This window comes from Collimonas rhizosphaerae (genome assembly GCF_038896935.1).
GTDB lineage: Bacteria > Pseudomonadota > Gammaproteobacteria > Burkholderiales > Burkholderiaceae_D > Collimonas > Collimonas rhizosphaerae.
The window spans coordinates 86,608-107,788 of record NZ_JBANDC010000001.1; the positions used below are offsets into that span (position 1 = coordinate 86,608).

At 61.0% G+C, this 21,181-nt stretch carries 22 protein-coding genes; 9 read left to right on the top strand and 13 right to left on the bottom strand.

Going from position 1 to position 21,181, the window contains the following annotated elements; all coding sequences use genetic code 11:
• Nucleotides 1-11: 11 nt before the first annotated feature.
• The 7 genes from V8G57_RS00390 to msrA form a co-directional block, all read right to left on the bottom strand.
• On the bottom strand, nucleotides 12-215 hold the full coding sequence (locus V8G57_RS00390) for a cold-shock protein (RefSeq protein ID WP_092399078.1): 204 nt from the start codon (nucleotides 213-215) through the stop codon (nucleotides 12-14).
• 204 nt (nucleotides 216-419) lie between these two features.
• The gene (gene otsA / locus V8G57_RS00395; RefSeq protein WP_092399076.1) at nucleotides 420-1,796 is read right to left on the bottom strand and encodes an alpha,alpha-trehalose-phosphate synthase (UDP-forming); all 1,377 of its coding nucleotides are present in this window, start codon (nucleotides 1,794-1,796) and stop codon (nucleotides 420-422) included.
• A 49-nt stretch (nucleotides 1,797-1,845) separates the two neighbouring features.
• Nucleotides 1,846-3,690 carry a glycoside hydrolase family 15 protein gene (locus V8G57_RS00400; RefSeq protein ID WP_092399074.1) on the bottom strand — a complete coding sequence of 615 codons (1,845 nt, stop codon included), beginning with the start codon at nucleotides 3,688-3,690 and terminating at the stop codon, nucleotides 1,846-1,848.
• Nucleotides 3,691-3,704: 14 nt separating this feature from the next.
• Complete coding sequence (otsB, locus tag V8G57_RS00405) at nucleotides 3,705-4,442, bottom strand: trehalose-phosphatase (protein WP_342827735.1); 738 nt, start codon at nucleotides 4,440-4,442, stop codon at nucleotides 3,705-3,707.
• Between the two features lie 129 nt (nucleotides 4,443-4,571).
• Nucleotides 4,572-4,889, bottom strand: coding sequence for a hypothetical protein (locus tag V8G57_RS00410; RefSeq protein WP_092399070.1), 318 nt, complete (start codon nucleotides 4,887-4,889; stop codon nucleotides 4,572-4,574).
• Nucleotides 4,890-5,034: 145 nt separating this feature from the next.
• The gene (gene pssA / locus V8G57_RS00415; RefSeq protein ID WP_092399068.1) at nucleotides 5,035-5,652 is read right to left on the bottom strand and encodes a CDP-diacylglycerol--serine O-phosphatidyltransferase; all 618 of its coding nucleotides are present in this window, start codon (nucleotides 5,650-5,652) and stop codon (nucleotides 5,035-5,037) included.
• 137 nt (nucleotides 5,653-5,789) lie between these two features.
• Nucleotides 5,790-6,536, bottom strand: coding sequence for a peptide-methionine (S)-S-oxide reductase MsrA (gene msrA, locus V8G57_RS00420; protein WP_425458202.1), 747 nt, complete (start codon nucleotides 6,534-6,536; stop codon nucleotides 5,790-5,792).
• A 224-nt stretch (nucleotides 6,537-6,760) separates the two neighbouring features.
• Here msrA and V8G57_RS00425 point away from each other — a divergent pair, with 224 nt between their 5' ends.
• On the top strand, nucleotides 6,761-7,231 hold the full coding sequence (locus V8G57_RS00425; RefSeq protein ID WP_342827737.1) for a GNAT family N-acetyltransferase: 471 nt from the start codon (nucleotides 6,761-6,763) through the stop codon (nucleotides 7,229-7,231).
• On the opposite strand, the gene V8G57_RS00430 is transcribed toward V8G57_RS00425, so the two are convergent.
• Both V8G57_RS00430 and V8G57_RS00435 read right to left on the bottom strand, forming a co-directional pair.
• On the bottom strand, nucleotides 7,221-8,369 hold the full coding sequence (locus tag V8G57_RS00430) for an acyltransferase family protein (protein WP_342827738.1): 1,149 nt from the start codon (nucleotides 8,367-8,369) through the stop codon (nucleotides 7,221-7,223). The genes V8G57_RS00425 and V8G57_RS00430 overlap by 11 nt on opposite strands.
• Before the next feature lie 56 nt (nucleotides 8,370-8,425).
• Entirely contained in the window at nucleotides 8,426-9,022 is a 597-nt protein-coding gene (locus V8G57_RS00435) for an NUDIX domain-containing protein (RefSeq protein WP_342827739.1), read from the bottom strand.
• 103 nt (nucleotides 9,023-9,125) lie between these two features.
• Here V8G57_RS00435 and V8G57_RS00440 point away from each other — a divergent pair, with 103 nt between their 5' ends.
• Entirely contained in the window at nucleotides 9,126-9,881 is a 756-nt protein-coding gene (locus V8G57_RS00440; protein WP_342827740.1) for a DeoR/GlpR family DNA-binding transcription regulator, read from the top strand.
• Between the two features lie 123 nt (nucleotides 9,882-10,004).
• Here V8G57_RS00440 and V8G57_RS00445 read toward each other — a convergent pair whose 3' ends face one another.
• Nucleotides 10,005-11,318, bottom strand: coding sequence for a hypothetical protein (locus V8G57_RS00445; protein ID WP_342827742.1), 1,314 nt, complete (start codon nucleotides 11,316-11,318; stop codon nucleotides 10,005-10,007).
• 111 nt (nucleotides 11,319-11,429) lie between these two features.
• On the opposite strand from V8G57_RS00445, the gene V8G57_RS00450 reads away from it, so the two are divergent.
• Both V8G57_RS00450 and V8G57_RS00455 read left to right on the top strand, forming a co-directional pair.
• Nucleotides 11,430-12,155: a hypothetical protein gene (locus tag V8G57_RS00450; protein ID WP_342827743.1), complete on the top strand. Its 726-nt coding sequence runs from the start codon at nucleotides 11,430-11,432 to the stop codon at nucleotides 12,153-12,155.
• 89 nt (nucleotides 12,156-12,244) lie between these two features.
• Nucleotides 12,245-12,793, top strand: coding sequence for a GNAT family N-acetyltransferase (locus tag V8G57_RS00455; RefSeq protein WP_342827745.1), 549 nt, complete (start codon nucleotides 12,245-12,247; stop codon nucleotides 12,791-12,793).
• On the opposite strand, the gene soxR is transcribed toward V8G57_RS00455, so the two are convergent.
• Nucleotides 12,757-13,290 (bottom strand): redox-sensitive transcriptional activator SoxR, encoded by a 534-nt coding sequence (gene soxR, locus V8G57_RS00460; RefSeq protein WP_342827747.1) that lies wholly within the window; start codon nucleotides 13,288-13,290, stop codon nucleotides 12,757-12,759. The genes V8G57_RS00455 and soxR overlap by 37 nt on opposite strands.
• Nucleotides 13,291-13,438: 148 nt before the next feature.
• On the opposite strand from soxR, the gene V8G57_RS00465 reads away from it, so the two are divergent.
• Nucleotides 13,439-13,963 carry a cupin domain-containing protein gene (locus tag V8G57_RS00465; protein WP_342827749.1) on the top strand — a complete coding sequence of 175 codons (525 nt, stop codon included), beginning with the start codon at nucleotides 13,439-13,441 and terminating at the stop codon, nucleotides 13,961-13,963.
• A 38-nt stretch (nucleotides 13,964-14,001) separates the two neighbouring features.
• On the opposite strand, the gene V8G57_RS00470 is transcribed toward V8G57_RS00465, so the two are convergent.
• Nucleotides 14,002-14,292 carry a hypothetical protein gene (locus V8G57_RS00470; protein ID WP_092399050.1) on the bottom strand — a complete coding sequence of 97 codons (291 nt, stop codon included), beginning with the start codon at nucleotides 14,290-14,292 and terminating at the stop codon, nucleotides 14,002-14,004.
• 75 nt (nucleotides 14,293-14,367) lie between these two features.
• Nucleotides 14,368-14,778, bottom strand: coding sequence for a YXWGXW repeat-containing protein (locus V8G57_RS00475; RefSeq protein ID WP_092399048.1), 411 nt, complete (start codon nucleotides 14,776-14,778; stop codon nucleotides 14,368-14,370).
• 122 nt (nucleotides 14,779-14,900) lie between these two features.
• Here V8G57_RS00475 and V8G57_RS00480 point away from each other — a divergent pair, with 122 nt between their 5' ends.
• The 4 genes from V8G57_RS00480 to V8G57_RS00495 all read left to right on the top strand — a co-directional run bounded on the left by V8G57_RS00480 (nucleotide 14,901) and on the right by V8G57_RS00495 (nucleotide 21,067).
• On the top strand, nucleotides 14,901-15,077 hold the full coding sequence (locus V8G57_RS00480; protein WP_342827750.1) for a hypothetical protein: 177 nt from the start codon (nucleotides 14,901-14,903) through the stop codon (nucleotides 15,075-15,077).
• A gap of 238 nt (nucleotides 15,078-15,315) precedes the next feature.
• Complete coding sequence (locus V8G57_RS00485; protein WP_342827751.1) at nucleotides 15,316-16,473, top strand: efflux RND transporter periplasmic adaptor subunit; 1,158 nt, start codon at nucleotides 15,316-15,318, stop codon at nucleotides 16,471-16,473.
• Nucleotides 16,466-19,561, top strand: a complete 3,096-nt coding sequence (locus V8G57_RS00490; RefSeq protein WP_342827752.1) for an efflux RND transporter permease subunit — start codon at nucleotides 16,466-16,468, stop codon at nucleotides 19,559-19,561. Before V8G57_RS00485 ends, V8G57_RS00490 begins: the two co-directional genes overlap by 8 nt.
• 33 nt (nucleotides 19,562-19,594) lie before the next feature.
• Nucleotides 19,595-21,067 carry an efflux transporter outer membrane subunit gene (locus tag V8G57_RS00495; protein WP_342827753.1) on the top strand — a complete coding sequence of 491 codons (1,473 nt, stop codon included), beginning with the start codon at nucleotides 19,595-19,597 and terminating at the stop codon, nucleotides 21,065-21,067.
• Nucleotides 21,068-21,181: the final 114 nt, after the last annotated feature.

The following is a 21,181-nucleotide window of genomic DNA, read 5'->3' on the forward strand; positions in this document are numbered from 1 at the left end:
GTGATCGAGGTTCAGGGGTTTTGAATATTGGATGCCTGCTTGCCTTTCGGACCTTGGGTGACATCGAATGACACCTTCTGGCCTTCCTTGAGGGTCTTGAAACCTTCCATGTTGATCGCGGAGAAGTGCGCGAACAGATCTTCGCCGCCATCGTCCGGCGTGATGAAGCCGAAACCTTTGGAGTCGTTGAACCACTTTACTGTACCTGTTGCCATGATGATCTTTCAAATGTGTTAGCTACGGGCCAAGGTTAGTAGCGCCAGGAAAATGCTTCTGTACGCTATTTAACATAGCGCCGAGGGTCGGGCCGAAAACAAGCTGCGTCCCGGCATCGATCAGTATCCTCCTAAATTTCTGTTTTTGCCAAGAGTGTTGCTGAAATAAATACAGATATCCAACTATTGGATACCTGCCGTCCGTCAGCGCACGTTCGCCAGCGATTCCAGAAACTGTCCGCACCACCAGTGCACATCGTATTTCCGCACATTTTCCAGCAGCGCCCCGTGGCGCGCCTGGCGCTCTGCCAGCGGCATTTGCAGGGCGCGCTGGATGGCCTGCGCCGTGCCGGGAATGTCGTAGGGGTTGACCAGCAACGCCTCTTTCAGCTGCTCGGCGGCGCCGGCAAAACGCGACAGCACCAGCACTCCCGGATCGGCGGCATCTTGCGCCGCGATGAACTCCTTGGCGACCAGGTTCATGCCGTCGCGCAGCGGCGTCACCAGCGCGACGTCGCAAGCCTGGTACAAGCCTGGCAGCCGGCGCCGCGCCACGGCGCGATGGATGTACCGGATAGGCATCCAGTCAAGGTCGCCGTAATTGCCGTTGATGGCGCCGCACAGGCTTTCCAGTTCATGCTGGATGTCGCTGTAGGCGTCGACATCTTCGCGGCTGGGCGCTGCTATCTGCAGCAAGGTCGCGCTATGCCGGTTCTCCGGGTATTCCTTGAGCAGTTCGCCGAAGGCGCGGATGCGTTGCGGCAGTCCTTTTGAATAATCGAGGCGGTCAACTCCGATCAGCAGCCGCCGGCGCGAATATTCGCGGCAGGTAGTTTCATAGGTTTCCTGCGATTCGCGCGCCCGTCCCAGGCGATGAAAGTCGTCGATGTCGATGCCGATCGGGAACGCGCCGGCCTGCACCGTGCTGTTGAAGGCGCGGAACTGGCCGACGCCGACGGTTTCAGCAGTGGCCTCGGCTTTCACGTAGTGAGCGAAATTCAGCAGGTCGGCCTCGCTCTGGAAACCCACCAGGTCGTAGGCAAACAGGGCGCGCATCAGCCATTCGTGCGATGGGATGGCAGCCAGGATCTGCTGCGGCGGCAGCGGGATATGCAAAAAGAAGCCGATCTTGTTGCCGCAGCCCATGGCGCGCAGTTCTGCCGCCAGCGGGATCAGATGGTAGTCGTGGATCCAGATAAGGTCGTCCGGTTTCAGCAGCGGCATCAGCTTGCGCGCGAACAGGTGGTTGACGCGGCGGTAGCCGCTCAGGTAGCCGGACTCCAGGTTGGCCAGGTCCAGCCGGTAATGGAATATCGGCCACAGCACGCCGTTGGCGTAGCCGCGGTAATACGCATCGTGGTCTTCCTGGCACAGGTCCATTTCGGCCAGCGTCACCGGCCCGGCCTGGTGCACGCGCAGTTCGCCTTCGCCGGGCGTGCCGTCCTTGACTACGGTACCGCTCCAGCCGAACCACAGGCCGCCGGTTTTCTTGAGGGTTTCGCCTAGCGCCACCGCCAGACCTCCTGCCGCGGGTTTGCGCGGGTCAGCGAGTCGGTTGGATACTACGACCAGGCGGGGCATGGGCGGATTCCTTTCTTGTTGTGGTTGAGGGGCACTAGCCGGAAGATGTTCAGATGGCGCTCTCCCAGGCTGCAGACAGGCGCATGGCGCAGTTGATGATGCCGACCATGGAGTAGGTCTGTGGAAAATTGCCCCACATCTCGCCGGTGACCGGATGCGTGTCTTCCGATAGCAGGCCGAGGTGGTTGCGGGTCGCCAGCATGGTCTCGAAAATCTCGCGCGCCTGTTTTTTGCGGCCTATGCGCGCCAGCGCGTCGATACGCCAGAAGGTGCAGATATTGAACGCGGTTTCGGGCCGGCCGAAATCGTCGGGCGCTTCGTAGCGCCGCATGTAAGGGCCGTCGCACAGATATTTTTCCAGGGCGTCGACGGTGGCGATGAAACGTTTGTCGGTCGGCGTTACCAGGCCGACTTCCACCATCAGCAGCACGCTGGCGTCGAGGTCGCGGCCGCCGAAACTCTCGGCGTAAGCCTGGCGCTCCTCGTTCCAGGCTTCGCTCAGGATACGCTGGCCGATGGTTGCGGCGCGCTCCTGCCAATAGCGGGCGCGTTCGGGGAGTTCCAGCTTGGCGGCAATCTTGCCCAGGCGGTCGCAGGCGGCCCAGCTCATCAGTGCCGACGAGGTATGGATGCGCGAACGGGTGCGCAACTCCCACATGCCGGCGTCCGGCTGGTCATACAAGGTGAAGGCACGTTCGCCGCAGGCTTCCAGATGCTGGAACTGTTCAACGCCGGAACGGTGCAGCAGGCGCTCATCATGGAACGACTGCGCCGCGCCGAGCACGATATTGCCGTAGACGTCGTGCTGGAAATGCTCGTAAGCCTGGTTGCCGACGCGCACCGGTGCGTGATTGCGATAACCGGGCAGGTGGTCCAGGGTTATTTCCGGCAGCGCTTCTTCCAGGCCGATGCCGTACAAGGGCTGTACATGGCCGCCGGCGCTCCTGACCACGACATTGCCGAGCCAGCGCAGATAGTCTTCCATGGTGCCCAGTTCGGACAGGCTGTTGAGCGCGCGCACCACAAAAAACGCGTCGCGCAGCCAGCAATAGCGATAGTCCCAGTTGCGCGCGCTGCCTGGCGCTTCCGGCACGCTGGTGGTCATGGCCGCGATGATTGCGCCGGTGTCTTCGCACAGCGATAGCTTGAGCGTGATCGCGGCGCGGATCACGGCGGCCTGCCATTCCAGCGGCGTCGCCAGGGCGCGGCTCCAGCTGCGCCAGTAAGCCAGGGTCTCCTGCTCGAAGGTGCGGGCGGTGTCGCCGATGCCGTTGAGCAGGGTTTCGTCCGGTCCCAGGATAAAGTTGTAAGGGCGGCTGACGACGAACGCGGTTTCCGCCAGCAGGTAGCTGATGGGCGCGTCGGTGTTCAGGCGCAGGGTTTGTTCCGAGCCGACATAGCGCAGGTGGTTGCTGCCGCGCGTGATGACAGGTATCTCGCGGCCCCAGTCGAAGCGCGGCCGCAGCAATACGCGCAGGCGCGGCGCGCCGCTCAGCGGATGCAGGCGGCGCACCAGGGTCAGCGGGCGGAAGTAGCGGCCGCGGCTGGGAAAGCGCGGAGCGAAGTCGGTAATCTCCACGCCTTGCCCCAGGGTGTCGAACAGGCGCGTGTGCAGCACGGCGGTGTTCGGTTCATACCACTGCTCGCTATGGGAAAAATTCTCCAGCTGGAAACTCCACAAGCTGCCGTCTTCGCTGGGATCGAGCAAGGCGTTGAACACCGGGTCGCCGTCGAAGCGGGGCAGGCAGCACCAGACTACGCGCCCCAGCTTATCGATCAAGGCGTTCAGCGCGCAATTGCCGACGACGCCGAGGTCGAGAGAGGAGGTGGAGGGTATTGCGCCGTCTTCGATCACTGCGGCAGCGGCCAACGTTTCTGCGGGTGGCTTGGTCATGATTTCCTTCGACTTTATTGTTGTTCCAGAACTTGCGCCAGCATGCTGCGTACCGCAGCGGGGCTGGCGATACGCGCGCGCGCCAGGCTGGCGCCGTCGCCGACCTTGATGCCGAGGCCGCCTGCCGGTTCCGACTGGACCCAGGCAAAACCGATTTCATCCGTGATGTCGTCGCCGATGAAAATCGGACGGCGGCCGGCAAACGGCGCTTCTTCCATGAAGGCAGCAATCGCCTTGCCTTTGTCGGCGTCGGCGGCCTTGGCTTCGACCACCATGTTGCCGCGCAATAGCGAAAATCCTTGCTCATGGGCCAGGGCTTCGTTCATTGCTTCGACGCAGATCTGTTCCAGGTGCGGAGCGCGCCGGTAGTGCAAGGCCAGCGCGCCGCGTTTTACTTCCAGCAGCAAGCCCGCATGCTGCGCCGTCAGCGGTTGCAGGCAGGTCAGCAAGCGTTCAATGTCGGGGACCGCCAGTTGCGTCATGCGGCCGTCGGCGCTGCGGCGCTCGGCGCCGTGTACGCCGGCCACGGGCAAGCGCAGCGGTGCAAGGAAATGGTCGATCTGCTTTAACGGACGGCCGCTGACAATGGCCAGCGCTCCGTTTGCAGCATGTTGGAGCCGTTGCAAGGTTGTTATCAAATCCGGTGGCAGCACCACGCTTTCGGGCAGCGGGGCAAAATCGACCAGGGTATTGTCGAAGTCCAGAAACAACGCATCAGCGGCAAAGTCGTAGTCACGATTTTGTGGAGGCATGTTATGTATGGCGGCAGAATGCCGGAATAGTTCCATGACGAAAGTGACAAATGATGATTTGTCATCAAGGCCAGGCTGGAGAGGTGCTCGGGAAACTGGGCGGCAGTGCTGCCGATACGCCGTCCCGGCTTAATACAGCCGCGTTTTCATGACTTCGGATTCCATCGCTGCATTGCGCTCCTCGCTGGCTTCGATGGGATCGACTATGTCGTCGCTGAGCGCCGCCGCGCGCTCAGCGGCCGCGATGGCAGGATCCAGTCCGTCGCCGAATTCTTCCTCGTCGTCGCCCGGCGGCTCCAGCATGTCTTTCAGCATGGCGCTCAGCTCCGGCGTATCCCACGGCTCGCCATGGCGTTTTTTTACCGTGATGTAGTGCCGCACTTCTGCATCTTGCTCCGGAGTCAACGGCAGTCCCCGGAAACTGCTCTTGGGATCAATGTCGGTCATGATGTCACTCCCGTGTTGCGCTGGCTGGCGTGGCGCTGCATCGAATGGCTTGCGAAACACCACACTAGGAGTGTAGACCTATTGCGCGCGCTAGTGGGAGCCTTCGGCGGTTTTATCGCACCGCATCCGCCGCCCGCGGCCGGGCTTACAGTTTTGGAATCCGGATGCGGCTGACCATCAGGGCCCCGGACACGGCAAACATCAGTACCAGCGGGTGGAACTGGAAGCCGGCGACGTACACCACGCCCAGCCACAGCTGTTCGCCCACGGCGTCGTGCCAGGCAGCGGCGGCCAGCACCATGACCAGCAGCAGGGAAGTCGGGATCGGCGTGCCTTCGAAATATTTCACTTTGTCGCCGCCTTCGGCAAGCTTTTCGGAGGTGACGTTGTAGCGCGCCAGGCGCGAGACGCCGCAAGCGACAAAAAACACCAGGATGATGCGGTCCACCAGCCCCTGCATGCCGCAGCCGTAGGCGATGATTGCCGGGGCCACGCCAAACGAGATGATGTCGGCCAGCGAATCCAGTTCGCGCCCCATGGCCGAGCTTTGAGCGCGCCAGCGGGCGATGCGGCCATCCAGCACGTCGAACACCAGTGCCGCCGGAATCAGGCTGCACGCCAGCAGCAGGTGCAGCACTTCGCGCGTCTGCAGGTAAGTCATCACGGAAAACAGGGAACCGACTCCGCAGAACGCGTTGCTGAGCGTGAACCAATCGGCGAGATGGAATTCACGTATCATCGAAAAAGGCTTAGGTCTGGTCATTGATTCAATCCGGATGTGATAAAAAAGTAGGGGCAATCAATTGCCCGCACCAAATTTATCACATACGGCGCGCCAATCCGAAGTTGAATCTCCGATCTAAGGCCTGTTCGCACTCCCAAATCAAGTGTGAACACGCCCTAGCGCGATGCGACCTTGGTAAGCGCCGGCTGGGCGCGGTACACGGCTGGAAACAGGCGTTTCAGGTCGCCGATCTTCGGCAGGTCGTTGACCACGATATAAGGATAGCTCGGGTTGTGCACCAGGAAATTCTGATGATATGGCTCGGCAGGATAGAAACCGTTGAAGGGCTCTACCCGTGTCGCCAGCGCCTTGCCGAATACCTTGCTTTTATCTATCTGCCCGACATACGCCAGCGCCAGCTTGCGCTGCATGTCGTTGGCGGGAAACACGGCAGACCGGTACTGGGTGCCGGAATCCGGACCCTGGCGATTCAGCTCGGTCGGATCGTGGGCGACCGAGAAAAATATCTGCAGCAGCTTGCCATAAGTGACCTGGGCAGGATCGTAGGTGATCTGCACGGATTCCGCATGCCCGGTATCGCCCTCGCTGACGCGTTCGTAGCGGGCCGTATCGCGGCTGCCGCCGGCGTAGCCGGAGACCACGTCCGTCACTCCGCGCACATGCTGGAACACGCCTTGCACGCCCCAGAAACAGCCGCCGGCGAACACTGCAGTTTCCGAATGTGCCGCGGCAGACACCGGTTCGTCGCTGGCAGGCGGCGGCACGACTTGGGCCGCCTCCGACGAGAATGCGGGATTCAGGCCAAGCAGCAATGCCAACCCGAGTCCGCACGCCGTCAGCAGTCCCTTGGCCCAGAGCGCCATGGTTGCCGGTTGCCTTGTTTCAGTTGATAAGTTTCTCATGACGCCCATCCTCTTCGATATGATCAGTTTTTGCGGAGCTGATGGTTAGTCGGCGATGCCTGGATTTCCTTACGGGAGTGCGCACGATATGCGTAGATTTCCACGCCTCAGCTTACACCCAGGCTGGAATATCGACTGCGCCCGCAGCGCTCGATGTTGCTTTGCCAATTTTTCCATGGCAACATGCTTTGGCCATTTTGGGTTTGTTGTCTGGAAGAGAGCGTATGACAGAATTAAAGTTAAGACCGCCTGTCGCAGCCGATTACGCCGCGATCGCCGGATGGATCCCTGATGCCGCGGCGTGCACGCGCTGGGCCGGTCCGCAGCTGGCGTATCCGTTCGACGCCGGCGCGTTGCCCCGGCTGCTGGCGGTGGAGCGCGGCGCCAGCTACGCGCTCCATGACGCGCATGCCGAGCTGCTAGGGTTCGGCCAGTATCGGCTGCGCCAGCCGGGCACGGCGCATCTGTGCCGCATTATCGTGGCTCCGGCGGCGCGCGGCAAAGGCATGGGCAAGGCGCTATGCCGCCTGCTGATCGACGAAGCGCGCCGCGCCACTGCGGCAGAGGCCGTGACGCTGCGCGTTTATCGCGACAACCTTGCCGCCTTCGCGATCTATTCTGACCTGGGGTTTGTCCCGGCGGCTGCTGAATCGGACGCCGAAGTGCTCATGATGAAATTGACGCTCAAGGCCTGACCGCCGACGGCTGTTGCGTGACGCCCAGGAATGCCGCCCTGAGCCTGGCGTTGACCGGTTCCGAATAGAAGCGGGCGACAAGGCCGGCGACGATTGCCGAGACAGCCAGAAACAGCGCCAGCAGCGGCAGTTTGTAGGCATAGCCCATGGTCCCGCGCGGTACGGCGCTGCGCATCAGTCCAAGTACGATAATGTGGAACAGGTACAGCTCGTAGCTATGCCTGCCCAGCCAGCGCACTCCGGCGAGCAGCCGGTTGCGGCGCAGCCAGGCGGGTGTGGCGCGGCTGCCGGATCCGGCCAGCAGCACCGCGGTGCCGGCCGCGACCAGGCTGAAGCCAAACACCTCATGGCCATTGATGCCGCGCACATAAGTGACGGCGACCAGGCAGGCGGCGGCGACCTGGATTACCGCTCCGGCTTTCCCCTGCAAACTGTGCCGGCCCGCAAACAAGGCTGCGCAGCAGCCAAAGGCCACGGCGTCGAAACAGGCTGCATAGGCATACATGAAATAGATTTCATCGGTGGCGTGGAAGCTGCGGTAAACCGGGCCTGCCGCAATCGCCAGGATCCATATCGAAGCGATCGCCCATTCGCGTTTCAAGCCGAAGCAGAGCACGGGAAAGACAAGGTAGAACACCTCTTCCACCGACAGCGACCAGTAGATGTTCATCGCATAGTTGAAATACCAGGCATGCTGCATCAGCACGTTGTGCCAGAAGGTCAGGACAGACAGGACCGCGAGCGGATAGCCGACGTCGGGCCAGCCGTCCGCGGACGAATTCATGAATGCCGGTTGGCCGAGCAAGCCCAGGATGACGATGGCGGCAAGCGCGGCCAGCAGGCAGGGGATGATCCGCGACAGGCGGAAGACATAGAAGCTGCGGATATCGATATTGCCAAGGCTGCCGTAGCGTTTGACCGCAGTCGAAGTGATCAGGTACCCGGAGATCGCAAAAAACATCGTGACGCCATAGTTGCCGTTAACCGCAACCGCCTTGATTGCTTCCCTGGACAACAGCAGGTTGAGCGGACTGTCGGTGAGCGCGTAGGACAAATGGAAGTGAAGGATGAGGACCAGGAAGATGGCAATCCCTCTGAGCAGGTCTATTCTGAAATTGCGTGAATCGTCAAGAGCCATTGGGATTTTCATTTTCCAGGACGACCGGAACTGCCGGGCGGGCAAGCATCATAAACTTAATTTGCGACGATGGGCGGCGGCAGCAAATGCAATTGCGCGTATTGCAGCAGCATGATGGTCTTGCCGTCGGCGATTTCACCGCTGCCTATCATCTGCAGCGCCTGTTCCAGCGGCAGTTCCAATACCTGGATGTCTTCGCCTTCCGCATGCAAGCCGCCGCCATCGCTGACGCGCGATCCTGGATCATATTCGGCCACGAAAAAATACAGTTTTTCGGTGACGGAACCCGGGCTCATGAAGGCTTCGAATATTTTGCGCACTTCCGTCACCCGATAGCCGGTTTCTTCTTCCGCCTCGGCCTTGATGCGCTCTTCGGGACTGGCCTGGTCCAGCAGCCCGGCCGCGGTTTCGATCAGGAAACCGTCATGGCCGTTGCCGTAGGTGGGGAAGCGGAACTGGCGGATCAGGATCACGCTGCGCCGTTCGCGGTTGTACAGCAGGATGGTGGCGCCGTTGCCGCGGTCATAGGTTTCGCGCGTCAGGGTTTGCCAGCTGCCATCGCTGCGGCGGTAATCGAAGGTGGTTTTCTGCAGTAGGTACCAGTCGTTCGACAATACTTCAACCTTACGGATCTTGACTCTGTCATCTTGCACGGCGGATCTCCTGTTGGTGTTGCATCGGGCTTGCGTTCGGAGAATTTATCATGCAATATCGTTAAATATCAAGAAAAAACGTGCAAACCATGTGTGGAAAATTATGCTGACCCTGCAACGCAAGCAACACTTGCTGGAAATCCTGAAGCGCGACGGACAGATCGTCGCCAAGTCGTTGAGCGAGCAGCTCGGGCTGTCGGAAGACACTATCCGGCGCGACCTGCGCCAGCTGGCGAAGGAGGGCCTGCTGCAGCGGGTCCATGGCGGCGCCTTGCCGGCGTCCTCGGCGATGGCTCCTTTCGCTGAGCGGCAGCAGATTTCAAGCGACGCCAAATCCGCCATCGGCCGCGCCGCTGCCGCCATGATCCAGCCGGGGCAGGTGGTGTTCATCGATGGCGGCACCACCGCGGTGCAGCTGGCGCGGCAGCTGCCGCCAGCGTTGCGGGCAACGGTGGTGACGCACAGTCCGTCGATCGCGCTGGAGCTGGTTGAGCATGCCCACATTGACGTGATCATGATCGGCGGCCGCCTGTTCAAGCACTCGATCGTCAACGTCGGAGCGAACGCAATCGAAGCCATCGGCCAGATCCGTGCCGACCTGTATTTCATGGGGGTGTGCAGCTTGCATCCCGAGGCGGGCATCAGCACCGGTGATTTTGAGGAGGCTAGCGTCAAGCGCGCGCTGTGCAATGCGGCTGACCAGACCATCGTGATGGCGTCGCCGGAAAAACTGGATACCGCATCGCCGTTCCAGATTGCACCCTTGACTCAGGTCAGCGGCATCGTGGTTAGCGCAGGAGCGTCCGAAAGCCTGATCGCGCCTTATCGAAAAATAGGCATAGCGATCACCATGGCTTAGTTTTCCCCGGTGGCCGGATCCCATGATCTTCGGCCGTTGCCCGACAGGCTGTGAGGCCGAAGTGTTTTTATCTGAAAAGGCCAGGTGAAAATCTAACCCGGCCTCGGTGCGGCAGCCAAAAAATCAAAAAGATATTTTCAGGATCTGTGCTCCGTTGCCGCGGGTGCCGGCATATAGGTGCCCGCCGCTGTCTGCGACCAGCGAACTGATAAAGCCCGAGGTTATGCCCGTACTGAACGTCGTGACATTCCCTCTGGAGTCCAGGCGGACTATGTTTGAAAAACCGTCAGTTGTATAGATATTGCCAGATGAGTCAATGGCAATCGGACCACTCAAGTGCCCCAGTGTCGCGATAGTGCTGACTGTGCCGCCGGCCGTGATTTTCCGGATGGTCGACTTTCCCGGATTGGTGGTCGAGTCGGTAAAATACAGATTGCCGCCGGTATCGATTACCAAATCCGTCGGATTATTTAGCGTTGCCGCGGTGCCGATCCCATCGCCGCCGCCGCTTGTACCGCTTCCTGCAAAGACCGACATGACGCCGCTCGCGCTGAATTTCATGATACGGTTATTCAACCCGTCTGCCAGATATAGATTTCCGTTGCTGTCAACCGCAATGCCGCCAAAGCCGATGGCGGAGCTGGTAGTGGAAGTTTCCCAGTTCAGGGCAATGGTCTTGACCGCTCCCGCCACAGGCAACAGGTAAATCGATGCACCCCACGTGGCAGGAGATGTCGATACCAGCTGTGCGGAAGAGCCCGCTCCGTAGATATTTCCGCTACTGTCGATGGCGATCCCTTCCCAGTCTGCCGGCAGGTAGAGTGGAACCAGCGTGGTCACTATGCCGGCTTGCGTCACCTTTCTCAATGCTCCCCGGTCGGAAACGATGATGTTGCCGCTGGCGTCAAGAGCCAAGTGCCCGCCGCCCCAAAAAACGGCCGCTGTTCCCGTGCCGTCGACCGGGGCCTGGTTAGCCGTGGCCGAACCGGCTATCACGCTAACCGTGGCCGCCGTGGTCGCAAGAGCGCCATTTGCCGCCGGCCCGGTAGTTACCAGGTTGTTGGCTGGGCCGGTGGCGTTGGCTGGCACACTGACGATCGCCCCGGCCTGGGTATAGACGGTATTGGAAGTGCCGTTGATTGTGACGACGTTGCCATTGGGAGCGCTAATCGTGGTGCCGGCGGGCACCAGTACTGAACTGTTTTGCGTCATGGTCACGCTGGACCCGTTTGGAACGACTGGCGGCGTGCTGCTGGTGGTGGTTGGATTGGCGCCTGGCGCCGAGCTGCCGGAATCACCGCCGCCGCCGCATGCCGACAATATCGCGACAAGTCCGAGCACCAGTACCGACCGAAAATAGGGACGCATAAATTTGCCTTTTTGTTGTTGTTTGTTGTGTAGGGAGTTCGATTTGCGACCCGAAGTATAAATTGCCATTTTTTCTATTCGGAAACAAAGTTGTTTCTAAATGTTTCCGTATGCATATGCTTGGTGACGTCGAGAATTGGAGCCGATATGATGCATTTTTCTCAATCACAATCTTCCTCCATGAAAAACATCGTTCTAGGCTTGATTGGCGCGGCCCTTGCATTGCCTTGCGTTGCGCAATCCGTCGATGCTCCGTCGGTCAAGGCGGGCGACAGCTGGACTTACCGGACTACAGTGGAGAAAGGATCGTCCGGCTGGAGCCAGAGCCGTTCCGAAGTCACGGTTTCCCATGTCACGTCTTCCAGCATTTATTACTCGACAAAACAAAGCGGATCGACGCAAGCTGCCAATGACTTGTTTGCCGGCACCGACTGGAGCCGCAGCCGCGACGTGAACGGCAAGGAGATGGTGGTCAATAAACCGCTTTCATTTCCGTTGAATGCCGGGAAAACCTGGGAAGTCCAATACACCGAGCAGCACCCGAACAAGGCGCACAGGTTTGAGCAATGGAGCCAGAAGTTTACGGTGGTCGGCTTCGAAACGGTTGAAGTACCGGCGGGAAAATTCAAGGCAATCAAGATTGAAGAAGAAGGCCGCTGGAATGCGGAGATGGAGCCCGCTCAAAGAATCGTGCAAGGGGCGCAGACAGGACAAGGCGGCACCACCATGGTCACCCAGGTACAAAAGACGACAGCCGAGCCGGCGACCGGCAGAACCTACAAGGCATTCTGGTATGTGCCGGAAGTTAAACGCTGGGTCAAATCGGTAGAAGAATATTATGGGAATGGCGGCGTCCGTACCGAGCGTTACACCGGAGAGCTGGAATCATTCAAGTCGGGCGAGTGACTTCCCGGCCTGGATGAAATGCCATAGGATGGGAGCAACGGCTGGTTTCTAATGCATGAAAACGGCCTCATTCCTGTCAAATTCAATTTATGCGATATATCGATCTGCCTGAATTCGCACATGAACTCGTCTCTCTGCGTCCGCTGAGCCGCGCCGATGCGCCATCCTGGTATGCGTATTTGACCATGCCGCATGTGCTGGAACATACCAGCTGGCGTCTCGCCTCAATGGACGAATTGCAGTTGAAATTCGATGCCATGGAATCCTCTGACCCTGGGGCGGAGAGGCGGTTGGCGATTATCCGGCGCGACTCCGGCGCGCTGGCTGGCACTATCGGTTTCCATAGCGTATCGCAACTGAACCGGACCGCTGAAATCGCCTACGACCTTGCCCCCGATGTATGGGGCAAGGGCATTGCGGCAGCGGCATGCAATGCAGTAGTCGAATGGGGATTCTCGCATCTCGGCGCGGTCCGGATCCAGGCTACTGCGCTTGACACCAATGCGCGGTCTGTCAGGGTATTGGAAAAATGCGGCTTCCAGCGCGAAGGGCTGTTGCGCAGTTTCCGCATGGTGCGAGGCAGTCCGCGCGATTTCTGGATCTACTCTCGCCTCAATCCGCCTGCAGCGGTGGCATAAACCTGGATAGCGTCAGCCTGCTCGCCAGAGTCGTCGTCAGCGAGTACCATCGCCGCGTTGTCGCCTAACAAATAACGCGGTCCTGCGCCGCGCCGTTTTGCGGCATCGTCGGGATTGTATAGCGCGCATTTTTTCAGCGAAAGACAGCCGCAGCCGATGCACGAGGTAAGCTGGTCGCGCAGCGCGGTCAGGGTGTCTATGCGTTGCTGCAGCAGCGGGTGCCAGGAGCGTGAGAGCCGTTCCCAATCCTGCCTGGTCGGTGTGCGTTTTTGCGGCAGCGTGGACAGGGCGTCCTTGATTTCCTCGAGGCTGAGGCCTACCGTCTGCGCCACGCGGATGAAGGCGACCCGGCGCAATACGTCGCGCGAGAACTGGCGCTGCCGTCCGCTTTCGCGCGTGCTGCTCAGCAATCCCTGTTCTTCATAGAAGCGCAAGGCGCTGGCGGCCACGCCTGAGCGTTTTGCCAGTTCGCCGATGGTGATCAGTATCTCGCTCATCAGATGTTCCCGAAATGTCATTGGCTTCAAGTTTACTTGAACTTTGCGCTGCCTGCCCGATGTTGCGCCGGGCGAGGAATGCGGCGTGGGTGATCTGTGCTAAATTTGCATTCAACGTATATCGCCATGCAGGGCGGGGAGTAGTGAATTGAGCGAAAAAACCACCTCAGTGAATGCCGAAGGGGTATTCGAACCATTCCATGTCGGCAGCGTGCCATGGGAAGAAGCTTCACGCGGGGAGCGTTTTGGCATGCGTTTCCAGCACCTGAGTTCATTCGGCGGCGGTTCCCAGCTGAGCGTGTCGATGGAGGTGCTGGAGCCCGGCAAGCAAGCCAACCAGTCGCATTACCACCTGCTTGAAGAGGAGCACCTGTTCATCCTTGAAGGCAGCCTCACTTTGCAGCTCGGCGCCAAGAGCTACGAACTGTCGCCCGGGCACTATGCCTGTTTTCCGGCAGGCCAGAAAGTCGGCCATTGCCTGGTCAACCACACATCCGCGCCTTGTCGCTACCTGGTGCTGGGCAATCCGCAGCGCAACGACGTGGCGGTGTTTCCGGAAACGGGGCGGGTCAGCGTGAGGCTGACAGGGGAAAGTTATCGCCAGTCAGCCACCATGGAGTATTGGGATGGCGTCGATATCAACCAGCCGGCGCGGGCGCCCGGCGCCGGCTGACACCGGCGATGTCTTTGGAGCCAGGCGGCTGATTTAACCTAGCATTTGGCGAAGAACATTTTTGTCTTGGCGTCTTTGCGTTCCTTGTCTATCCATTCCTTGGTCTGGACCGGGCTTTGCTGCGCACCGGTCCGCCCGGCGCGGGCGATACGTTCATCGTCCATCCTGTCGAGTTCGCTGATACGGTCCTGCAGGCGCCGGCATTCGTCGGCGGCTTGCGGTTTGGCGGTATCCAGCGATGCGCGCGGTCCGGCTTCCTGCGCCTGGGCGGCGGCAAGGCTGGCCGCCGCCAGCAGTGCGGCAGCGGCGAGGATTTTGTGGATTGTCATGGCTGTCGTCAAGTTGATGCTCCTGTGAATCCAGGCGCAGGCTCTGCCTTTGCCTGTTGTCGTATGGCGTAGTGGTTAGCGGTGATGGCGGTCGTTGTCGCGGCGGTCGTAGCCGCGATGGTCATCGCCGCGGTGATGATCGCGCCTGCCGTCATATCCGCCGCGATGATCGCCGCCGCGCTGCCAGCCGCCGCGGCGCAGTTCCCAGCCGTGCCGCCCCTGGCGCCATTCCGGCCGGTTATACATATAGCCGTTGCGTGATCGTTCCCAGTGGCCGCCGGACCAGACATGGCGGCGGCCGTCCCAATTCCAGTATCCCGGCGCCCACATGTAGCCGTAGCGCGGCGGCGGCGCCACTTCGTATCTTGGCGGTGGCGGCGGGGTGCCGATGATGATGTTGACGCCGACCTGCGCCATCGCCTGGGTTGGCAATACCGCGGCAGCGCCGGCGGCGACAAGGGCAATTGCGCAGAGCAAACGTTTCATGGTTTTTTTCTAATGTTGTTGGGTTGGGCTAACTATACCTGTGAATGTTTGCCTGCCAAGCAATGATGCAAATAATTACATCCATTTGGAGACTGGCGCTGGTCATGTTCAAGCAAGGCTGAATGTCGGCCATCGCCGACGGTACTTCCAATGGCGTGATGAAAGGCAGGGGAGTGGTTCCACCAGATTCGGTGATTGCAGCGGTGCTGGCGGCGAACTTCGGCTCTCGTGTGTGGAGAATTCCCATTGTCAGGATTTTGTCAGCTTTCCTTCAGGTTCCTGACAGGATAGCCCGGTAGCCTGTGCGGGTCCCAGTTTGGTGGGACTGAATCCACCTTCGGAGCTGCGGCGGACGACATGCCTGGCATGCCGCCGCACGCGAGCTCCCTGCGCCGCTCTTCAGCCGCGCTGACCCAAACCGGTGCCGCCGGCAATGTCCGGCAACTATCCCGGTTGAAAAAAACAGCATTCCGCCCTCTGCATGGCGATCTAGCCAGGGGCTGACGTGAACCACAATCTCTTAACACGAGCACGATCATGAACAAGAATATTTTCCAGCGAAAACCCCTGATGACTCTCGCCATCGTCATCCTGATTGCCGGCAGGCTGGCCTTCGTCGTATTCGACAGCAAGGCGTCCGCGGGCGCTGCCGGCGCGCAACCGGCTCCTAATTTCACCAGGCAAGGCGAACGCATCACGATCCCGGAACATTCGCCGTTGCGGCAGCGCCTTGCCGTACAAACGGTGGCGGCGCTGGACGCGGCGCATGCACTGGAACTGCCGGCGCAGGTGGAGGCGGACCCTGCCCGCACCGTCAATATCGTGCCGCCGGTGGCCGGCAAGGTGCTGGAATTGAAGGTCGGCCTTGGCGACCGCGTGCGCAAGGGGCAGCTGCTGCTGGTGATGACGTCCGGCGATTTTGCCCAGGCTAGCGCCGAGCTGCAAAAGACCCGCGATGCGCTGCAGCTGGCCAAGCGCGCGCTGGAGCGGCAGCGCGGCGTGCAGCAGGCTGGCGCCGGAGCGGCCAAAGACCTGGAGCAGGCGGAAAGCGCTTATGTCCAGGCCCAGGCGGAATTCGCCAGCGCCGATACCCGCCTCAAATCGCTGAGCGCCAGCGGCGCAAGTGCTGCCGACCGCAGCGGCCAGCGCCTCAACCTGGTTGCGCCGAACCCCGGCAGCATCACTGAACTGGCTGTCAGCGCAGGACAGTCGGCCAACGATACGAACGCCGTCCTGATGACGATCGCCAACCTGGAGAATGTCTGGATTACCGCCAACGTGCCGGAAAACATGCTGTCGTCGATCAAGAAAGGGCAGGCGGCCAGCATCAGTTTGCCGGCTTATCCCGGTGAACGGTTCCAAGGCAAGGTATCGTTCGTCAGCGACGTGCTGCAGGCTGATACGCGCAGGGCGCTGGTGCGTATCAGCGTGCCCAATGCGGACGGCAGGTTCAAGCCGAACATGTTTGCCAATGTGTCTTTTGCCGTGGCCCAGGCTGCGGCGCCGGCGGTGCCGCCGTCGGCGCTGCTGATGAATAACGAAAACACCACGGTATTCGTCGAAGTGGCGCCCTGGACGTTTGTCCGCCGCGCCATAGAAACCGGTAGCCAGGAAGACGGCAGCGTGCGCATCCAGAGCGGACTGCAGGTCGGCGAGCGCGTGGTGACCAAGGGCGGAGTGCTGCTCAATGATTAACAACATCGTCCGTTACTGCCTGCAGAAGCGCTATGCGGTCATCCTGGTGACATTGATGGTGACGCTGTTCGGCTATTATTCCTGGACCCGGATGGCGGTCGAGGCGTATCCCGAGCTGTCCGATGTCACTGCCCAGGTGACGACCCAGGCGCCGGGCTTGGCCGCTGAGGAAATCGAGCAGCAGATCACCATCCCGCTGGAGCGCCAGCTGAGCGGTACGCCTGGCCTGGTGCATATGCGTTCGTCAAGTACTTTCGGCTTGTCGCTGATCACGCTGACATTCAAGGACGGCGCCGAAGATTACTGGCAGCGCCAGCGCGTCACCGAACGCATGACGCAAGCGGCGCTGCCGGCCGGCATAACGCCCAGCCTGGATTCGGTGACCAGTCCAGCCGGTGAAATCTACCGCTACACGCTGGAGTCCGACAGCAAGAACCTGATGGAGCTGTCGGAGATCCAGCGCTGGATCGTGATTCCTGAACTGCAGCAAGTGCCTGGCATCGCCGAGGTCGGCAATTTCGGCGGCCTGACCATGGAGTACCAGCTGGAAGTCGACCAGAAGCAGCTGGAACGTTTCGACGTTTCCCTGTCCGACGTGACTACCGCCATCAGCAACAACAACGCCAACGCCGGCGGCAGCCGCATCACGCGCGGCGAGCAGGGATACGTGGTGCGCGGCATCGGCCTGATGCGCAGCCTGACCGATCTCGGCAACGTAGTGGTCAAGCAGACCAACGGCGTGCCGGTGCTGGTGCGCGACCTGGGCAAGCTGCAATACAGCCATCAGGAAAGGCAGGGCATCCTTGGCAAGGACAATAATCCCGACACCATCCAGGGCGTGGTCAAGCTGCTGAAATACCAGAACGCCTCGGAAGTCATCAAGGGCGTGCACGCCAAGGTGGACCAGTTGCAAACGCAATTGGCGGCGATGGACGTCAAGATCGTGCCGTACATCGATCGCGACGACCTGATCCAGCTCACCATACACAAGGTCGGCCATACCGTCATGGAAGGTATCGGCCTGGTCTGCATCGTGCTGATCCTGTTTCTCGGCAGCCCGCGCAGCGCGCTGGTCGCCGCGGTGACGATTCCACTGGCACTGGTGACGGTCTTCATCATGATGTACCTGACCAAGATGCCGGCCAATCTGTTTTCGCTGGGGGCGATCGATTTCGGCATCATTGTCGATGGCGCGATCGTGGTCACCGAAGCGATCTTGCGGCGGCGCGAAGCGCAGCCTGATGCGGAACTGACCGAGACCGACGTACGCGACGCCACTACCGAAGTGATCCGGCCGATTTTCTTCGCCACCCTGATCATCATCGTCGCCTATCTGCCGCTGTTCGCTTTCGAACGCGCTGAAGGCAAGCTGCTCTCGCCCATGGCTTTCACCGTGGCCTATGCCTTGATCGGGGCTTTATTGTGCAGCATCGTGCTGGTGCCGGGACTGGCCTACATGGCTTTGCGCAAGCCGCGCCGGATTTTCCATAACAAGCCGCTGGAATGGCTGGGCGCCGCTTACCGTAAAACCCTGGGCCGCTTGCTGGATAATCCTGCGGTTTCCTATGGTATCGGGGCGGCGGCACTGGCCGGCGTCATCGTGCTGGGCGCGGCCACCGGCCGCGAATTCATGCCGAACCTGGATGAGGGAACGCTGTGGCTGCAGGTGCAGATGCCGTCCGGCCTGTCGCTGGAAAAAGGCAGCGAAATGGCCAGCGAATTGCGGCGTACCCTGCTGGAGTTTCCTGAAGTGTCTTATGCGGTTACCCAACTGGGCCGCAGCGACGACGGCACCGATCCCTGGACGCCGTCGCACATGGAAGTGCCGGTGGGCCTGAAGCCCTACAGTAGCTGGGCCAGCGGCGAAACCAAGGAACAGTTCGTGCGCCGGCTCAACGCCCGCCTGTCGCAGCTGCCCGGCTTTTCAATCGGCATCAGCCAGCCGATCAGCGATGGCGTCAACGATGCGGTGGGCGGCGCCCACAGCCCTCTGGTGATTCGCGTGTACGGCGACGATTTCAGGGAACTGCGGCGCATTGGCAGCCAGATCGTCGAAGTGCTGAACGGCGTGCCGGGATCGGCTGATGTGGCGATCTTCCAGGAGCCGCCGGTGCCGCAGGTGGCGATCGATATCGACCGTGCCGCCGCCGCTCGCCTCGGCATCAACGTCGCCGATGTCGCCAGCCTTATCCAGACAGGCATCGGCGGCGCGCCGGTGACCCAGCTGTACCTGGGCGACAAGGTGCATAACGTTACGGTGCGTTTCCCCGTGAGCAGCCGCAACAACCCGGAGGCGCTGGGCCAATTGCTGCTGACGGCAGCCGGCGGCGCGCGCATTCCCTTGTCGCAGGTGGCGCATATCCGCACCACTACCGGCGAGAGCACCATCGCCCATGAAAACACGCATCGCCAGCTGACCGTGCGGCTCGACTATGCGGACCGCGACCTGCTGTCGTACTACAAGGATGCGCAGGCGCAGGTGGCGCAGAAAGTGCATTTCGATAAAACCAGATACCGCCTCGAATGGGCCGGCCAGTTCGAGAACCAGGAACGCGCGCAGTCGCGCCTGATACTGGTGTTCGGCCTGGTGCTGGGATTGATGGCGATCATCTTGTATGCGGGATTCGGCAAGTTGCGCCAGGCGCTGCTGATCCTGGGTGTGGTGCCGCTGGCCGCACTTGGCGGCCTGATTGCGCTGCGCGTCACCAACGGCACCATCAACGTCGCTAGCGGCGTCGGCTTCATCGCCTTGTTCGGGGTGACGGTGCAGAACGGCATCATCATGGTGTCGAATATCAACCGCGTCAGGCGCCAGGGCATGGCCTTGCTGGATGCGGTCCTGGCGGGCGCCTACGAACGTTTCCGGCCGGTGCTGATGACGGCCACGGTGGCATCGGTGGGCATGTTGCCGGCGGCCTTGGCTACCGGCGTCGGCACCGATGTCCAGCGTGGCCTGGCGACTGTGGTGGTGGGCGGCCTGGTTGTCGCCACCATGCTGACGCTGTTCATCCTGCCGGCCTTCTATTATTCGCTGGAGAGCTGGATTGAAAAACGGCGCGGGATCAGCAAGGAAAATGACGGCCGCTAGCGCGCAACCGACCAAATCTTGAGCAGGTGAAGAATGAACGCAATCAAATTGAAACTACAGATGTCGGCGCTGGCGGTGTTGCTGTCAGGCTGCGCGGCCGGACCGGATTTCAAGCAGCCGGATGCACCCCAAGTGCAGGGATATACCAAGGAGCCATTGCCGCAAAAAACCTCTTCCGCGGCTACGCTTGGGGGCGATGCGCAGCAATTTGTCGAAGGCATGGACATTCCGGCCCAATGGTGGACGCTGTTCAATTCGCCGTCCTTGAATGCCGTAATCGAGGAAGCCCTGAAAGCCAGCCCCGACCTGCAATCGGCGCAAGCCGCATTGCGTGCGGCGCAGGAGCAGGTGTCGGCGCAGCAGAGCGCGTTCCTGCCGAGCGTCAACGCCAGCCTGGCGCCGACCCGGCAGAAGCAGCCGGTATCGGCCGGGCAGGGCGCCTCGCCGTTCAATCTGCATACGGCGCAGGTCAGCGTCTCTTACACGCTCGATGCTTTCGGCGGCAACCGGCGCCAGGTCGAGGGTTTGCAGGCGCAGGCGGAACAGCAGAAATTCTTGCTGGAGGCGGCGTACCTGACGCTGACTTCAAATGTAGTGGAAGCAGCGGTGCAGGAGGCCGGGTTGCGGGCACAAATTGCAGCGACTCAGGAAGTGCTCAAAGTGCAGGAACAATTGCTGGAGCTGTTGCAGCGGCAGTATGCACTGGGCGATGTCGCCCAGGCCGACGTCCTGACGCAGCAGGCGGCGCTGGCGCAGACCCAGGCCGGTTTGCCGCCCCTGCAGAAATCGCTGGCGCAACAGCGCGATCGCCTGACCGCGTTGGCAGGGCGATTTCCGAGCCAGGAGCTGGAGCAGAAATTCGACCTTGCCAGCCTCAGCCTGCCGCAGAAGCTGCCGCTCAGCCTGCCGTCCAGCCTGGTGCGGCAGCGGCCGGATGTGCGGTCGGCGGAAGCGCAGCTGCATGCGGCCAGCGCCGCGGTCGGCGTCGCTACTGCGAACATGCTGCCGCAGATCGCCTTGAGTGCGAATATCGGCAGCGCGGCGGCGGAAATGGGGAACCTGTTTACTTCGGGCACCGGCTTGTGGGGACTGGTGGGCGGCTTGACGCAACCTTTATTTGCCGGCGGCGCGCTGCTGCACAGGAAGCGCGCCTCCGAAGCGTTGCTGGAGCAGGCGGCCGCGCAGTACAAGAGTACGGTGATCCTGGCTTTCCAGAATGTGGCGGACAGTTTGCGTGCCTTGCAATACGATGCTGACGCCTTGCAGGCGCAAGACGCCGCCGAACGTGCAGCAGCGCGCAGCCTGGAAATTTCACGCAGGTCGGTGCAGCTTGGGGAGACCAGCCCGCAGACTTTATTGGCCGCGCAACAGGCTTACCAACAAGCGGTGATCAGCCTGGCGCAGGCACAGGCAGAGCGCTTCGCCGATACGGCGGCCTTGTTCCAGGCTCTGGGCGGCGGCTGGTGGAATCGCGGCGAGCTTGCGCTCAACAGTCCTGCCAAGTAAACCACCGGACGCGCATTTAGGCAGTTTAGCAACACGGCAGCTTGTGCACTTGCCATGCCGCAGCCATTTTCTGTTATGATCGGCGACATCCAGTTTCTGCTGTTGTTATTGCTG